The 15,222-nt window shown below is 51.7% G+C and carries 13 protein-coding genes; 5 read left to right on the top strand and 8 right to left on the bottom strand.

The annotated features are described in order from the left end of the window. Positions 1–17: 17 nt before the first annotated feature. From CIB36_RS09720 to CIB36_RS09695, 6 genes are read right to left on the bottom strand one after another with little or no spacing between them, the layout of a single operon-like run. The gene (locus tag CIB36_RS09720) at positions 18–1,370 is read right to left on the bottom strand and encodes an acetyl-CoA carboxylase biotin carboxylase subunit (protein WP_093989363.1); all 1,353 of its coding nucleotides are present in this window, start codon (positions 1,368–1,370) and stop codon (positions 18–20) included. A gap of 6 nt (positions 1,371–1,376) precedes the next feature. Next, on the bottom strand, positions 1,377–1,808 hold the full coding sequence (fabZ, locus tag CIB36_RS09715) for a 3-hydroxyacyl-ACP dehydratase FabZ (protein WP_093989362.1): 432 nt from the start codon (positions 1,806–1,808) through the stop codon (positions 1,377–1,379). A 29-nt stretch (positions 1,809–1,837) separates the two neighbouring features. Beyond that, positions 1,838–2,296, bottom strand: coding sequence for an acetyl-CoA carboxylase biotin carboxyl carrier protein (gene accB, locus CIB36_RS09710; protein WP_093989361.1), 459 nt, complete (start codon positions 2,294–2,296; stop codon positions 1,838–1,840). 26 nt (positions 2,297–2,322) lie between these two features. Continuing rightward, entirely contained in the window at positions 2,323–3,558 is a 1,236-nt protein-coding gene (gene fabF / locus CIB36_RS09705) for a beta-ketoacyl-ACP synthase II (protein ID WP_093989360.1), read from the bottom strand. Between the two features lie 51 nt (positions 3,559–3,609). After that, positions 3,610–4,368, bottom strand: coding sequence for a 3-oxoacyl-[acyl-carrier-protein] reductase (gene fabG / locus CIB36_RS09700; protein ID WP_093989359.1), 759 nt, complete (start codon positions 4,366–4,368; stop codon positions 3,610–3,612). A gap of 18 nt (positions 4,369–4,386) precedes the next feature. After that, a complete protein-coding gene (locus tag CIB36_RS09695; RefSeq protein WP_093989358.1) occupies positions 4,387–5,376 on the bottom strand; it encodes a 3-oxoacyl-ACP synthase III family protein in 990 nt (329 codons plus the stop codon). A 313-nt stretch (positions 5,377–5,689) separates the two neighbouring features. On the opposite strand from CIB36_RS09695, the gene CIB36_RS09690 reads away from it, so the two are divergent. From CIB36_RS09690 to crcB, 4 genes are read left to right on the top strand one after another with little or no spacing between them, the layout of a single operon-like run. Continuing rightward, a complete protein-coding gene (locus CIB36_RS09690) occupies positions 5,690–6,616 on the top strand; it encodes an ACP S-malonyltransferase (RefSeq protein ID WP_093989357.1) in 927 nt (308 codons plus the stop codon). A 4-nt stretch (positions 6,617–6,620) separates the two neighbouring features. Continuing rightward, entirely contained in the window at positions 6,621–7,127 is a 507-nt protein-coding gene (locus tag CIB36_RS09685; protein ID WP_093989356.1) for a shikimate kinase, read from the top strand. A 21-nt stretch (positions 7,128–7,148) separates the two neighbouring features. Then, positions 7,149–8,678 (top strand): YifB family Mg chelatase-like AAA ATPase, encoded by a 1,530-nt coding sequence (locus tag CIB36_RS09680; RefSeq protein WP_093989355.1) that lies wholly within the window; start codon positions 7,149–7,151, stop codon positions 8,676–8,678. A 14-nt stretch (positions 8,679–8,692) separates the two neighbouring features. Continuing rightward, positions 8,693–9,091, top strand: a complete 399-nt coding sequence (gene crcB / locus CIB36_RS09675) for a fluoride efflux transporter CrcB (protein WP_324612390.1) — start codon at positions 8,693–8,695, stop codon at positions 9,089–9,091. Between the two features lie 135 nt (positions 9,092–9,226). Here crcB and CIB36_RS09670 read toward each other — a convergent pair whose 3' ends face one another. Beyond that, entirely contained in the window at positions 9,227–10,183 is a 957-nt protein-coding gene (locus tag CIB36_RS09670) for an NAD(P)H-dependent glycerol-3-phosphate dehydrogenase (protein ID WP_093989354.1), read from the bottom strand. Positions 10,184–10,272: 89 nt separating this feature from the next. On the opposite strand from CIB36_RS09670, the gene CIB36_RS09665 reads away from it, so the two are divergent. Next, positions 10,273–11,646: an MATE family efflux transporter gene (locus tag CIB36_RS09665; protein WP_093989353.1), complete on the top strand. Its 1,374-nt coding sequence runs from the start codon at positions 10,273–10,275 to the stop codon at positions 11,644–11,646. Positions 11,647–11,693: 47 nt separating this feature from the next. Here the strand turns inward: CIB36_RS09665 and CIB36_RS09660 are convergent, their stop codons facing one another. Beyond that, the gene (locus CIB36_RS09660) at positions 11,694–15,209 is read right to left on the bottom strand and encodes a hypothetical protein (RefSeq protein WP_093989352.1); all 3,516 of its coding nucleotides are present in this window, start codon (positions 15,207–15,209) and stop codon (positions 11,694–11,696) included. Between the last annotated feature and the right edge of the window lie 13 nt (positions 15,210–15,222).

Below are 15,222 nucleotides of genomic sequence, written 5' to 3'. Positions count from 1 at the left end.
ATAGAATTGCGGAAGCTTTATAGCTCTCCGTCTGCCATTTTTCGTTCTAAAAATCCATTGTCAAAATCAGCCGCCGCAAAATCCGGGTCCCGCAGAATCGAAAGCTGGAAATCAATGTTGGTGTCAACACCCTCCACCAAAAATTCCGCAAGCGCCCATTTCATTTTTTTAATGGCAGTTTCACGGTCCTTGGCATATACGATCAGCTTAGCGATCATGCTGTCATAATAGGGGGTGATCTCATACCCCTGATAAACAGCGCTGTCGATCCGAATCCCAGGCCCTCCGGGAAGATTCAGGGATTTGATCTGCCCAGGCGACGGGCGAAAGCCCTTGGCTGGATTTTCTGCGTTAATTCTACACTCTATTGCGTGCCCTGTCAAGTGTATTTCATCCTGAGTATAGGAAAGCGGTTTTCCCTGCGCGATCAAAAGCTGTTCCTGCACCAGGTCCACCCCTGTCACCAGCTCGGTGATCGGGTGTTCTACCTGAATACGGGTGTTCATCTCCATAAAGTAAAAATCGCCTCTGGCATCCAATAAAAACTCAATGGTGCCTGCGTTCTCATAGCCGCAGGCTTTCGCCGCTTTCACAGCCGCTTCGCCCATTTTCCGGCGAAGCTCGGGCGTCATCACAGCGCACGGCGCTTCTTCCAGCACCTTCTGGTTCCGCCGCTGGATCGAGCAGTCCCGCTCTCCCAGGTAAATCACATTGCCAAAACTGTCCGCCAAAATCTGCACTTCCACATGGCGCGGATTGACAATGAACTTTTCCAGATAAACACCGGCGTTCCCGAAAAAGCTCAGCGCCTCCTGCTTGGCGGCAGTGATCTGCGCTTCCAGTTCCTCCTCAGAATCCACCCGCCGGATCCCGCGTCCGCCGCCGCCGGCAGAGGCCTTTACCAACACTGGGTATCCTATTTCACGGGCAAGCGCTTTGGCGTCTTCCAAATCGCCTATCTCCCCTTCGGAGCCCGGGATCACCGGAACGCCCGCCTGTTTCATCGTTTCCTTTGCCTGCGCCTTGTCACCCATCATCTCGATCGACTCATAGCCCGGCCCGATAAATTTTACGCCGCAGCGTTCGCAGGTTTTCGCAAAGTTTGCGTTTTCAGATAAAAAGCCAAAGCCCGGATGGATCGCGTCCGCCCCTGTCAGATCACAGGCAGCAAGGATCGCCGGAATATTCAGATAGCTGTCCTTTGTGGCCGCAGGGCCAATACAGATAGCTTCATCCGCCAGCTTGACATGCAGGGCGCTTTTATCGGCAGTGGAATAGACCGCTACCGTTGGAATCCCCTGTTCCCGGCATGCACGGATGATCCGGACCGCGATCTCCCCGCGGTTGGCAATCAGCACTTTATCAAACATCAGCCTTTACTCCCCGATTGCGAACATGATCTCTGTGTTTGCCACGCGCTGGTCTCCGACATAAGCAGTCGCTTTTCCCGTGCCGAAGCTCTTGCGGAGTTTAAGCATCTCCACTTCCAGGCGCAGGGTGTCGCCCGGCTTTACTTCCCCGCGGAAACGCGCTTTATCGATCCCGCCGAACAGCGCGATTTTCCCCTTGTATTCCGGCATGGACAGAATGCATACCGCCCCTGCCTGCGCCAACATTTCAATGGTCAGCACGCCCGGCTGGACCGGATGTCCCGGAAAGTGCCCTGCAAACCAGAACTCGTCTTCTTTTAAATATTTTTTAGCCACGACCCGAACGCCCGGTTCCATCTCTTCGATTTCGTCGATCAGCAAAAACGGGTCCCGGTGCGGGATGATTTCCTTAATCTGTTCCTGATTCAATAACGGCATATCGTTTTCCTTTCTCATCTGTATGATGTTTAGCGAATCACCATCACTGGCTGGCTGTACTCTACCGGCTGGCCATCCTCGACCAGGATCTCGGCAACTTCGCCGTCAAATTCGCTTTGGATCTCGTTCATCAGTTTCATTGATTCGATAATAAACAGCACATCGCCTTTTTTCACCTGCTGTCCCACCGTGACGAACGGAGCCTTGTCCGGTGCCGGCGCACCGTAGAAGGTGCCGACGATCGGCGCTTCTACAACATTCCCGGACAATGCGGGGGATTCCGCCGGCATATCTGCCACAGGCATGACAGGAACGTTTGGGATTTCCGCCTGGACTTCGGAAGAAGTGCAAACAGCAAGCTTTGGACGTTTGGCGCTTAAATTCAGTTTAAAATCGCCGTCTTCCAGCACCAATTTGCCCAAGCCGGTTTTCGCCATTTCGTTCATCAGTTTGGTAATGTCCGCTACGCTTAGTTTCATTTCACTCATCGGTATGACTTTCCTTTCGCAGTTTGTTATCCTTCGTACTTTTTCAGGCAGAGCGTTGCGTTGTGTCCGCCAAAGCCTAAGGAGTTGGAAAGCGCAACTTTGATATCCGCTTTCTTGCCGCCGTCTGTCATATTATTTAAATCGCATTCTTCGTCGTAAACCTGGAATCCGGCAGTTCCCGGAACGTAACCTTCTTCCAGTGATTTTGCGGTGATGATCGCTTCTACTGCCCCGGCTGCGCCCAGCAAATGTCCGGTCAAGGCTTTGGTGGAGCTTACCATCACCTTCTGCGCCGCTTCGCCTAATGCAGCTTTGATCGCTTTGGTTTCATATTTGTCATTCAGCGGGGTAGATGTCCCGTGTGCGTTGATATAGTCTACATCCTCTGCCTTGAGTCCGGCTTCTTCAAACGCAAGCTGCATCCCCTTGGCTGCACCCAAGCCCTCCGGATCGGGGCTGGTCATGTGGTAAGCGTCGCCGGTTGCGCCGTAACCCACTACTTCCGCGTAAATTTTAGCGCCTCTTGCCTTGGCGTGCTCCAACTCCTCCAAAATCAGGATACCGCCGCCCTCGCCCATGACAAAACCATTTCTCTCTTTATCAAACGGAATGGAAGCCCGGTCCGGGTTATCCGCGTGGGAGAGCGCTTTCATATTATTAAAGCCCGCTACCGCAAACTCACTGAGCGCGGCCTCGGAACCCCCTGTGATACAAACGTCCAAATAACCGTGCTTGATATTACGAAACGCCTCGCCCACAGCGTGAGATGAGGTGGCGCAGGCTGTTACCGGCGCATAGTTGACCCCTTTGAACCCAGTTTTAATGGCAATCGTACCTGCCGCCATATTGGAGATCATCATTGGGATATAAAACGGGGATACACGGCCACTGCCTTTTTCCAAGAATTTTTGATGCTCTGTTTCCGTCGTTCCAAAGCCGCCGATTCCAGACCCTACGATCACCCCTACCCGGAACGGATCAAGGTCTTTAAAATCACTGCCGCAGTCTTCCATAGCTTGACGGCATGCCTCTACCGCATACTGGGTAAACAGGTCGGTCCTTCTCAGTTCCTTTTTATCAAATGCTTTCAGCGGATCAAAATCCTTTACCTGAGCCGCTACCTTTACATCGGAATTTGAAATGTCAAACTTTTCAATGAAAGAAATCCCGTGCTTGCCCGCCTTTACATTTTCCCAGGCGGCCGACAGATCATTTCCGATCGGGCTGACGATCCCCATCCCGGTGATTACTACTCTGTTCATTGGTTTCTCTCCTTTTCCTGCTTGGTTTTTACTTGATCCAGTATGTCTGTCCTACATGGACATCGCGCCGTCTATTACGATTACCTGACCGGAAACATAGCTTGCATTCTCTGATGCAAGGAATGAAACCACCCCGGCAACCTCTTCCGGTTTTCCAAACCGTCTTAAAGCGACAGCTTCCATACATTTTTCTTTTACCTTTTCATCCAGCACCGCAGTCATCGGCGTTTCAATAAAGCCCGGTGCGATCGCGTTGACGGTGATATTCCGCGGTCCCAGTTCCTTGGCCGCAGTCAGGGTCATGCCAACGATCCCGGCCTTGCTGGCAGAATAGTTGAACTGCCCCGCATTGCCGTACAGCCCGGCAACAGAAGAAACGTTGATGATCGTCCCGCTTCTCTGTTTCATCATGACTGCACCAACATGACGGGTCATGTTGAACACACTTTTATAGTTTACATTGGTCACCATGTCAAACTGTTCTTCGCTCATCCGGACCAGCAGTCCATCTTTCGTAATGCCGGCATTGTTTACCAGCACATCGATCGTGCCAAAGTGTTCCTTCACCGCTTTGACCATTTCCTTGCAGGCTTCAAAGCTGGATACATCCGCAATAAAGCATTCAGCTGCTACGCCAAAGGACATACACTGTTCTTTTACTTGATTCCCGCCGTTTTCAACCTCTGCTTCGCCACGGCAGTTGATCGCAATGTCAAAACCGTCCTGCGCCAGGCGTAGCGCCATGGCTGCCCCCAAGCCTTGGGAAGCACCGGTGATCAACGCTGTTTTTCTTCCGTTATTGTTTGCCAAACCAAACACTCCTTTCCCTTACCATTCAAAAATCGACGCGCCGTAGGTGAGCCCTGCTCCAAAGCCTACCACACAAATTTTATCGCCTTTTTTCAGCCGCCCCTGTTCATCCAGCTGGGAAAGTGCCAGCGGGATGCACGCGCTGGAAATATTGCCAAAATCCTGAATATTGATGTAAAAACGTTCTGCCGGTAGCTTCAGCCGTTTGATCGCGGTCTGCACGATCCGGATATTTGCCTGATGCGGAATGATCAAATCCAGATCCTCCACCTTTAATCCCGCCTGCTCTGCCGCCAGTTCTACCGCTTCCGGCATGGCGACTGTCGCGAACTTGTAAACATCATTGCCTGCCATCTGCATGTAACCGGTCGGTGCCTCGTTCATCTCGTCGTATCCCCAGTCGAACGGTTTGTCCGAAAACGGATTCTTCGGTTCTGGAAGCTTTGTAAAGATTTTCACAGCGCCCTGCGGCTTGCCCTTCAGCACACAGGAATAAAGCCCTTCGCCCTTTGTTACAACCGTTGCCGCCGCCCCGTCACCGAACAGCACGCAGGTGCCGCGGTCAGAATAGTCCACCATACGGGTGATGATCTCGGACGAAACGATCAGGATCGTTTTCGCACAACCGCTGTCCAGATATTTCTGTGCCACATCCAACGCAAACACATACCCGGCGCAAGCCGCGTTTAAATCCATGCAAGCCGCCGATTCGATCCCCAGTTCTTGACCGACCAGACAGGCAAGGGAAGGGGTCAGGCAGTCCGGGGTAACTGTGGTAGCGAGGATCATATCAATTTCTTCCGCCTCAATCCCCGCGCGCTTGATTGCTTGTTCAGAAGCTTTCGCCCCCATTTGAAACGCAAGCACCCCGTTGGTGATGTGCCGGGTCTTGATCCCGGTACGGGTAGTGATCCATTCGTCACTGGTGTCAACGATCTTTGCAAAATCTTCATTATCTGCGATCACCTCCGGAACATATCTTCCGGTGCCAATAATCTTGATTGCCATGGCTGTATTCCTCCTAAAGATATTTTTTGCTTCAATTTCTTGCATCTATCGGATCAAAATGATATATTTAAAAGTAGAAATCCCTTTTGTATGGAAACATTTTCCATTAAATGGAAAGCAGTGCCTAAATCCCATATATTACATATAGTAAAATGTTCCCTGCTATTTGTCAACAAAGTTTTGTGTAGTTTGTAATAAAATGTTGTTATTTTTTTTTAAAATGCAGTTCTTTTTATACAAGTTGACTGGGATTTTTACACCAATACAGCTGTACTGTATTGTAAATTATTGATCAGAACAGGAGAGATTCCCTATGGCAAAAAATGTTTTTCTTTTTTCCGGACAAGGTTCCCAATACCCGGGCATGGGCAAAGAATTGCTTTCTTTATATCCCTCTGCCCAAATGATCTATGAATGTGCGGCCGATATTCTCGGCATGGATTTAAAAGCGCTTTGTTTCGACGGAAGCGAAGCGGAGCTGGCGCAAACCAAAGTTTCCCAGCCGGCGATCTTCACTACCTCGCTGGTGGCGCTCAACGCCATGAAAGAAAACGGCATCCCTTACGAAGCAGTCGCAGGCCATTCTTTGGGAGAATATGCGGCGATGGTCGCGGCAGGGGTCGTTACCATGGAAGACGGATACCGTCTTATCAAGCACCGGGCGGCCGCCATGCAGGCCTGCGCGGAACAGCAGGATGGCGCTATGTGCGCGGTTTTGGGGATGGAGGCTGACGAGATCGCAAAGGTATGTGAATCAGTAGACGGGTATGTTGTGCCGGTCAACTACAATTCCCCGGCGCAGACCGCGATCGCCGGAGAAGCTTCCGCCATTGAAAAAGCTGCGGAACAGTTTGCGTCCCTTGGAAAAAAATGCGTCCGCCTTGCGGTAAACGCCGCATTCCACTCCAAGCTGATGCAGCCGGCGGCGGATGAATTTTTGGCGAAGATCCAGGAGATCCCTTTCTCCCAGCCGGAAAAAGAATTTTACTCCAACGTTACCGGCGGCGTGCTCACTGATGTTTCGAACATGCCGGCTTACCTTGCAAGGCACCTTGTTTCGCCGGTCCGGTTCGTAGAGGAACTTTCCGCGATGGGTTCTGCCGGATTTGACAATTATATCGAACTGGGGCCAAATAAAGTTTTGACCGGATTGGTAAAGAAAACACTCAAGGGCGCAAATGTATATAATGTAGAAAATGAAAAAACCTTGCAGAAAATGCTGGAAAAGGTAAACGGATAGCCACATGAAAAACCTATATCTGTGCGGATTTATGGGGGCTGGAAAAACCACCGTGGCAAAGGCTCTTTCCAAACGGCTTGAGCTCCCCTGCTATGACACGGATGACTTGATCGTCTTACAGGCTGGTATGCCTATTCCCGCGATCTTCTCTAAAGAAGGAGAAGAGGGCTTCCGCCGGCGGGAAACCGCGTGCCTGCGCCAGTTGGGCGGCCAATCCGGCGCCGTGATCGCGACTGGGGGCGGCCTTGTCATGAATCCGAAAAATGTAGAGATCATGAAAAATCAGGGAATTCTTGTTTTTCTGGACGCCCCATTTGAGCTGTGTTACCTGCGCATCCACGGGGATAAAAACCGCCCCAATGCGGCATCCCGCACCAAAGAGGAGCTTTATGCCCTGTACCGGGAACGAAAGACGGTGTACCGAAAGGCAAGCGACGCGGTGATTGCCTGCCGTAACCGCCTTGCCCCGGTGCTCAATCAGCTGGAACAGCTTTATAAAGAAAACGAATAACATCAAAGGAGGCAGCACAAAATGGGAGTTTCTATCAACAGTATGGGATTATTCGGCATGAACGCCTATCCGGTACAGGTGGAGGCGGATACCCTGCGGGCGCTACCTTCCTTTGATATTGTGGGGCTGCCGGATGCTTCGGTCAAGGAAAGCCGGGACCGAGTGCGCATTGCCATGAAAAACTGCGGATATGAATTCCCCTCGACCAAGATCACAGTCAATCTGGCGCCCGCCGACCTGAAAAAAAGCGGCCCGCTTTACGATTTGCCTATCTTTCTTGCCATGCTGCTTGTTTCCGGGCAGCTTTCCTGTCCGGAACTTGCTGATAAGGCGTTTTTGGGCGAGCTTTCCCTAAACGGCGGCCTGCGCCCTGTAACCGGAGTGCTTCCCATGGCGATCGAAGCAAAGGCCCATGGAATCCGGGAATTATTCGTGCCTGCAGAAAATGCCGCAGAGGCGGCTATTGTGGACGGATTGACTGTTTACGGAGTAGAAAAGGCCAACAGCCTGATCTCCCACCTGCTGGGGATCCGGCCGATGCCGCCGGCAAAATTACAGGAAACAGAACAAACAGGATCTTCCTGCCCTGATTTTTCTGATGTAAAAGGACAGAACGCCGCAAAGCGGGCCTTGGAGATCGCGGCGGCGGGCAGCCACAACGCCCTGATGATCGGGCCGCCCGGCTCCGGGAAAAGTATGCTGGCCAAACGCCTGCCCGGCATCCTGCCGGACATGACGTTTGAAGAATCCTTGGAAACTACAAAACTCTATTCCGCGGCGGGGCTAATCCCTAAAAACAGCGGGCTGATCCGGGTGCGGCCGTTCCGGGCACCGCACCATACGGTGTCAGCGGCGGGGCTTTCGGGCGGCGGCAGTATCCCCCGCCCGGGCGAAATTTCGCTGGCGCATAACGGGGTCCTATTTTTAGACGAACTGCCGGAATTTTCCCGCACGGCAATGGAGATCTTGCGCCAGCCGATCGAAGACGGCAAGGTAACCATCTCGCGGGCAAGCGGTTCCTTTTCCTATCCCTGCACCGCTATGGTAGTCGCTGCAATGAATCCCTGTCCCTGCGGTTATTTCGGGCATCCAAATCGTCCCTGCACCTGTACGCAAGCTCAAGTAACACGGTACCTTTCCAAGGTGTCCGGCCCTTTGCTGGACCGGCTTGACCTGCACATCGACGTGCAGCCGGTGGAATTTGAAAGCCTGTCCGGCACAGAGCCTTCCGAACCCTCCTCCGCTGTCAAAAAACGGGTGGATCAGGCGCGGGCGATCCAGAACGAACGGTTTAGAGGTACTGGGGTGTTATCAAATTCACAGATCCCAACCGCGAAGCTTTCCGAATACTGCCCGCTGGACGACCGTGCATCGCTGATTTTAAAACATTCTTTTGAAAAGCTTGGCCTGTCTGCCCGTGCGTACGACCGGGTGCTAAAGGTAGCGCGCACGATCGCCGACCTTGCCGGGGAAGAAGTGATCCACAGCGCACAGATCGCCGAGGCGGTACAGTACCGCAGTTTAGATAGAAAATACTGGCAAAGAGGATAAAGGGGAGTTTTACTTTGGATCTGCTGAATGTTGTCATTGTAGGCGCGGGAGGGTTTCTTGGCGCCGCAGGGCGTTATCTCTGCTCCGGCCTGATCAATCAGCGCTCTAACGCTGGGGTATTCCCGCTGGGGACTTTGGCGGTAAATATTTTAGGCGCGTTTTTGATCGGTTTCCTTTCCGAATTATTTGCCCAATGCATGCCGAAAAGAAAGCGCCTGCTGTTGTTTTTTACCACAGGGATCACCGGTGGCTTTACCACCTTTTCCACCTTTAGTTTAGAAACAATGGGGCTGTTCGAGCAAGGTCACCATGGTTTGGGTGTACTGAATATCCTGCTCAGCGTTTTGTGCTGCCTGGCAGGTGTTGTGATAGGAAAGCTTTGTGCGCAAAAGTTGGCTGGAACACTTCATTAACGACGGTCATCTGCCCAGAATCATGAAATAGGGACGGACTGCGTGCAGTCCGTCCCTATTTCATGATTCTAAAATAATTTCTGCCGCTTTTTCTCTTTTCCCGGCGCCTGATTTATGATACAATGATCCTGCATCTTAAAATTCGTTTTTCAGCGACCGGGTAAATAATCCCTTGAGGACCTGCTCTGGATCGCCGTCCTCATACAGCATTTCATGTACAGCGGCACAGATAGGCAGATCCACCTGATGCTCGTTTCCCAATTTCAACAAAGCTTTTACCGTATAGTACCCTTCTGCCAACTCGTTATAAGGCTCGCCTTTGACAAAGGCCTCTCCAAACCGACGGTTGTGGCTGTAAGGGGAAAAAAGCGTCGCCTGATAATCCCCCAAGTGGCACAGTCCGTAAGCGGATAACTCGTTTCCGCCCATTGCCTGGATCAGGCGCGCGATCTCACGGGTCCCGCGGGACATCAAAGCCCCTTTTAAGGTGGAAAGCCCTTTTCCGTCCAGCATTCCGGCGGCAATTCCAATCACGTTTTTAGCCGCGCCGCCGATCTCATTGCCAATGAGATCCTGCCCATAATAAAACCGGATCAGCTCGCTGGAAAATTCATTCACCAGCAGCTGCTTTGCCGTTTCATCATTGCTATCTATCACCATGCAGTTAGGGATGCCATGATAAAACTCCTGCACATGGCCCGGCCCCAGCCACACCGCTACCCGGTTGGAAGCGGCTAAATTTTCCTCCGCAATCTGGGACAGCCGCCTGCCGGTGGAAATCTCGATTCCTTTCATACATAACACAAAAATTTTTCCGGACAAGGAGAATGCGGCAAGCTCTTCCATCAGCCGCCGCAGCCCCTGCGCCCCGATCGAAATCACGATCACTTCCGCTTCTGCCACACAGGAAAGCTCGGTGGAAAGCCCAACGCTTTGCGGCAGGGTAAGCACATCGTTTTTCCGTGTAGCAAAAAAAGCCTGCATATGCTTGGAGGTTTCTCTTCCATATAACGTCACGCTGTGCCCTATGCTGTCCAAATACCATGTAATCAGCGAGCCCCAGCGCCCGCAGCCAATCACTGTAATCTTCATACCATATTCCTTTCTTGAATCTGGAATAGTATAGCACAGAATCTAGGAAAATTCAAATTCTCTGCCTTTTGAAAGGAAGGTGTTATTTTTTGACCAATGACATGACAACTGGAAAACCGCTGAAAACGATCCTGTTTTTCTTGATCCCCATGCTAATCGGCGGTATCTTCCAACAGTTTTACAACATTACAGATACCCTGATCGTCGGACATGTGGTAGGCTCCCGCGCGCTTGCGGCGGTGGGCGCCAGCGCTTCTACTTCCTTTTTTCTGCTGTCGGTGGTCACCGGACTGACCAATGCGTTTGCGATCGTCATCTCCCAGTATTTTGGCGCAAAGGACGAAAAGATGGTGCGCAAAACCACAGCCAGCGCGGTCTACATCTGTGTGCTGTCAGCCCTTGCGTTATGCCTGATCGGACTGTTTTTCTCCCGTCCGCTGATGAAGCTGCTGCAGACGCCGGAGGACATTTTGGACGACGCCGCACTTTACATTCAGATCTGCATGGTCTTTTCCGCCGGACAGGTGGTGTATAATGGGGCGGCAAGTATTCTGCGGGCCGTGGGCGACAGCAAGACCCCGCTTTATTTTTTGATCCTGTCCACGGTGCTCAACGTAGCGCTTGACCTGCTTTTTGTCATCGTGTTTGATATGGCAGTGCGGGGCGTTGCGGTCGCTACTGTAATTGCACAAATTCTTTCCGCCGTCCTTTGTGTGATCTACATGATCAGAAGGTTTCCCATTTTTCGCCTGAAGCGTTCCGACTGGAAGCTGGACCTCCCCAATCTATTAGAAATATTAAAGATCGGCTCCTCCATGAGCCTGCAAAGCATTTTGCTCTCTGTAGGGGATATGACCATTAACGCGGTCATCAACTCCTATGGAACAAATGTCATCGCCGCTTATACGGCCGGTCTTCGTGTACAGCAGTTTGCCTCTCTCAGTTCCTTTAACCTTGCTCAGGCGTTTGCGGTTTATGCCGGCCAGAATCTCGGCGCCCGCAAGTTTTCCCGGATCCGGCATGGGATGCGTCAAGCTACCTTTCTCTGCCTGGGGATCACGCTCCTTTCCACTGTGATCGTCTTCCTGTTTGGGGACAATATCACCCGGTGCTTCATCTCGTCTTCCGACCCTTATTTGGAAGAGATCGTTATTTATTCCCGCGGTTTTTTGCGCACGACATCTCTGTTTTATCCGTTTTTGGGCTTGATCTGGCTTTATAACAATGCCCTGCGTGGGATGGGGGACATCGTTGTCCCGTTCCTTTCTTCCATGATCGAGCTTACCGTCAAGGTAGGGCTTTCCCTGCTTTTTTCCTTTTGGTTTGGCTATCTTGGCGTGTGGTGGGCAAATCCGATCGCTTGGGCGCTGGGGCTGGTCCCCAGCCTGATCCGCTATTACCGCCGCCGTTGGATGGCTTTAGCAGACCGCTTTGCACCGATCGACCCGGATACAGCTGAATAACATCAAAAAGCTCCTCTGCGGAAATTCCGCAGAGGAGCTTTTTGATGTTAAGAAATCAGCTTTTTTAGTTTGGAAAGCCCCCAAACTGCTGCCAGCCATATCACTTCATAGAAGCAAAGCGTCAGGTTGGAAAGCTGGCTCACACTCTTCATAGCGGTAAATGCAATAAAGAGCAGGACCCCAACACCGATGGACACACAGTTAGCCAGCTGCATCCACTGGATCTTACGGTAAAGCAACTTGGCAGAAAGCACCGAGTAAAGATAGGCCGGGAAAGTGCCGTTATTGGACACCGCCCCATTGAGCGGTTCTTCCGACACAGAAAGCGTTTCTTCTTCCTTATGAAGCCGTGACGGGATCACACGGAAAGAATCCTCCGGCATATCAAAAATCTGGGCAAGCTGTCCCCTTGTCAAAATCGGGTCGACTGTTTTTACGATCACGGTGATGTCGTGGTTATACAAGTCCACCAGCATATTCCGGGATTCATCATTGCCGGTTACACCGATCACAAACACCGCACTGAGCTCCCCCGCCGCTGACAGGTAGATCAAATTGCGGTTCTGCGCCAGATACCGGCTCTCATAATCCCGGCTTGGGACGTCGATATTGTGGTTGATCATCAGTTCCCTGGAGCCAATCAACACCCGCCTGTCCTTGATCCAAGCGGAAATTCCCATGCCATCCTCATAGATCACGGTATCCACTGGGTCTAAATAGTCTTTCCGGTCCGAGATAATGTTTAAGAAGATCCCGCCCAAAATACTCTTGGTTTCACATAATACGCTGGTCGCGTCCAAAATCGCCCGGTCAATCGCCATATTGGAAAAGGTCTTGATCCCATAAAGCGTGACATCGTTGGCCCGGAACAGATCGTTGGCGCTTACTAGTATTGAGTTTACATCACTGTAGCTGTCCGCCGCATTGTAGCCAAGCACCGCGCCGCCCAATCTGGAAAGGTCTTTCTGGGCCTGAGCCATCGGCAGTACGGATACAAATGCAGGGGTAATCCCAGCACCCACTATCAGCACACCGCTCAGCACGGTCAGCGCCGTATAAATATCCCCGCCCAGCAAGAACGCAGCGACCGCTGAAATGACCGAGATCCCTCCCACAGCCAGCACCACAAATTTGGACTGCCGGTCAGTCAGGTCTTCACTAAACGATTCTGCCAAAAATCCGGAAAGGAAAGAGGTTTTCCGGTTTAATACAAACCGCGGATAACGGTTATTTAACGCACCCTTGGTAAAATCTTCTGCAAGACGCTGGCTTTCTAAAAGATCAGCCGAATATTTGTCGGTCTTTCCGGAAATAAAGTGGAAATTTTTCACCACACGGGAGGCGTTCACTGCGCGCCCCAAATACCAGCCTGCCATGCACAGTGCTGTCAGCGGCACGTAAAGGAACACGCCGCTTTGGTTCACCATTTCCGGGTCAGTCAGGATCACCGCGCAGCTCAGTGTGGTGACCGGAAGCGCCAAACTGTACATCGTCGCCTTATTAAATTTCTTTCTGACCAGCGCAGTCCAACCGTCACGCAGCACGTCGATGCTGAAGAGGCAAAGCAGTACCATCAGCACAAAATTGGAAAGGCAGAAGAACATTGGATTCTTGTGTGGGTCTACCAGTTCTACTGGATTTCCATTCGGCAGAGCCGCCAGCAATATCATGGCGATAGACAGGACAAAAATAACGACTGACGCCACACAACGGAAGATCATCCCGTGCTTTAGTTCATGCAGGATATCATAAAATTCCTCTGTTTGGGAATAGGATACAAACTCCTCTTCTTCGGAAAGGTCTTCCTCCTCTTCCCAGCGCTTGGAAAGCTTCTTTTCCTGTTCTTTATTTTTTCCGGAGCGGAACAACGGGCTGTTTTCTTTTTCCTCCCGTTCCAGCTCCGAGGTCAGATCCTCGATCAAAGGCAGGTTCATGGGCGGAGGCGTCACATTGATGGATAAGTCCTCCTCGATTTCTTTTCCAGCCTGCTCTGACGGGCTGTTTTTATTATAATCCGGCTCCAGCGCAAAATCGCGCACCTTGCTTTCCCGGTTTTTGCGCAGGGCAATATATTTTAATTTTGCAGTATCGTTTAAATCGACCGAAGTCTTTACTCCCGCCGCATTCAGCGGGGTACCTTGGATTTCTGTTGTCACAGAGGAGAAAGTCCCATCCCCAGCGGAAGGCTTTTGATGAGATTTATGCGCCTGGGGCAGCCGCACGGGGTCGGCTTCAACAGTCGGCTCCTCGATATTATAAGGCGTCGCCTCGATGGTCGGTTCCTCTACCGACAAGCTGGGAAGCGCCTGCGTCAATTCTTCTGTATGTGCCACAAAGGTTGCGGTCTGCGCCTTAGGCGCGATCGTTTCCCGCTTGATTTGAGGTCCGGCGGTTTCCTTCTCCGGTTCCGGCACAGGTACAGCGCCCTGTGCCGGCTGTTTTGCCGGCTCTTCTGTTTTTGGAGCCGCCGTTTCTTTTACAGGCTCTGGTTTTGACTGTACCGTCGGTACCTCCTGCGCCTGCGTTACAGTTTCCTGTTTTAAATCCTTAGCACGCAGATTTTTTCCAACAGTACTGGCTGCCCCCTTAGTCTGTGCCAGCGGTGCCGTTTTCTCGATATGAGAAGCCTTCTCCTGTTCCTTTGGCTCATGAGACGCTTCAGCTATCGGCAGCTTTGTCTCCTGCTTTGGCACCGGCTTTTCGGTCTGGCTCATTTTGGCAAGCCCTGTTTTTTTGCTATCGTCTTTTCCCTTCTGCCGGCTGTTTTCACCGGCAACTGTCCCGCCTTTTTTCCCCAAGGCCTCGGCCAAAGGCACCATCTGCTTTGCCGGGTCCTCCAGTGGTTTCATGTCAGCGTAAAATGGACGCGGCCGCTTTGGATGGAAGCCACCATCCGGCAAAGACACTTTGGCCTCCGCCTTTCGGAACGGCTTTGCATCCTTTTTGGGAGACGATTCTTCCAGTCGTGAAGGCTGCGGGACATTCGTTTCCTTTTGAACCGGCTTTCCTTCTTCCGCGGTATCAGGGTTTGCTTTGTATCCTGACAAGCGTTTTGCAACTTTTTTGCTCTCCCGTTCTTCCAGCGCTGCCCTGGCCTGACGCTGTGCCTCTTCCTGAATATCCACTTTGGAGATCAGCCCGGTTACGCTGTCCCTATGTACGGCAAAATCTTTTCCGTGTGCCGTTGCCGGTGTCTTCTGAAGCGGGGCAAAGGACTGTGCCTCCGGCGTTTCCGAAACCGGCCGCAGGGGCTTGATCATCGGCCTGCCGCCCTTTTCTGAAGCGGGCATCAGCTTTGGTTCCGGCTTTTTCTCTTCCACCAGTGGTTCTTCTCCGCTTAAGATCTGCTCCAGCAGCTTATTTTCTTCTTCGGTCAGCTCGCTGTCAGAAACCGGGATCCCAGCCAGCAGATCATCTGATTTTCTGCCCAGAACATCGTCTAAAAGGGCAGTCGTATCATATTTCTGGTAATCCTTTGCATAGCGAGCCAGATCTTCGTCATTTAGTTTATTTTCTTGAATTTCCTTTATGATATCGTCAATAGAATAGGATTTCTCTGACATTGGAAACACCACG

The organism is Massiliimalia timonensis, from assembly GCF_900186585.1.
In the GTDB taxonomy this organism is placed as follows: domain Bacteria; phylum Bacillota; class Clostridia; order Oscillospirales; family Ruminococcaceae; genus Massiliimalia; species Massiliimalia timonensis.
This window is presented reverse-complemented; position numbering and strand designations above follow the sequence as displayed.

Excerpts from the sequence above, each read along its gene's own strand:
- CIB36_RS09720 (WP_093989363.1), bottom strand. The coding sequence starts at position 1,370 with ATGTTTGATAAAGTGCTGATTGCCAACCGCGGGGAGATCGCGGTCCGG.
- fabZ (WP_093989362.1), bottom strand. The coding sequence starts at position 1,808 with ATGCCGTTATTGAATCAGGAACAGATTAAGGAAATCATCCCGCACCGG.
- accB (WP_093989361.1), bottom strand. The coding sequence starts at position 2,296 with ATGAGTGAAATGAAACTAAGCGTAGCGGACATTACCAAACTGATGAAC.
- fabF (WP_093989360.1), bottom strand. The coding sequence starts at position 3,558 with ATGAACAGAGTAGTAATCACCGGGATGGGGATCGTCAGCCCGATCGGA.
- CIB36_RS09695 (WP_093989358.1), bottom strand. The coding sequence starts at position 5,376 with ATGGCAATCAAGATTATTGGCACCGGAAGATATGTTCCGGAGGTGATC.
- CIB36_RS09690 (WP_093989357.1), top strand. The coding sequence starts at position 5,690 with ATGGCAAAAAATGTTTTTCTTTTTTCCGGACAAGGTTCCCAATACCCG.
- CIB36_RS09685 (WP_093989356.1), top strand. The coding sequence starts at position 6,621 with ATGAAAAACCTATATCTGTGCGGATTTATGGGGGCTGGAAAAACCACC.
- CIB36_RS09680 (WP_093989355.1), top strand. The coding sequence starts at position 7,149 with ATGGGAGTTTCTATCAACAGTATGGGATTATTCGGCATGAACGCCTAT.
- CIB36_RS09670 (WP_093989354.1), bottom strand. The coding sequence starts at position 10,183 with ATGAAGATTACAGTGATTGGCTGCGGGCGCTGGGGCTCGCTGATTACA.
- CIB36_RS09660 (WP_093989352.1), bottom strand. The coding sequence starts at position 15,209 with ATGTCAGAGAAATCCTATTCTATTGACGATATCATAAAGGAAATTCAA.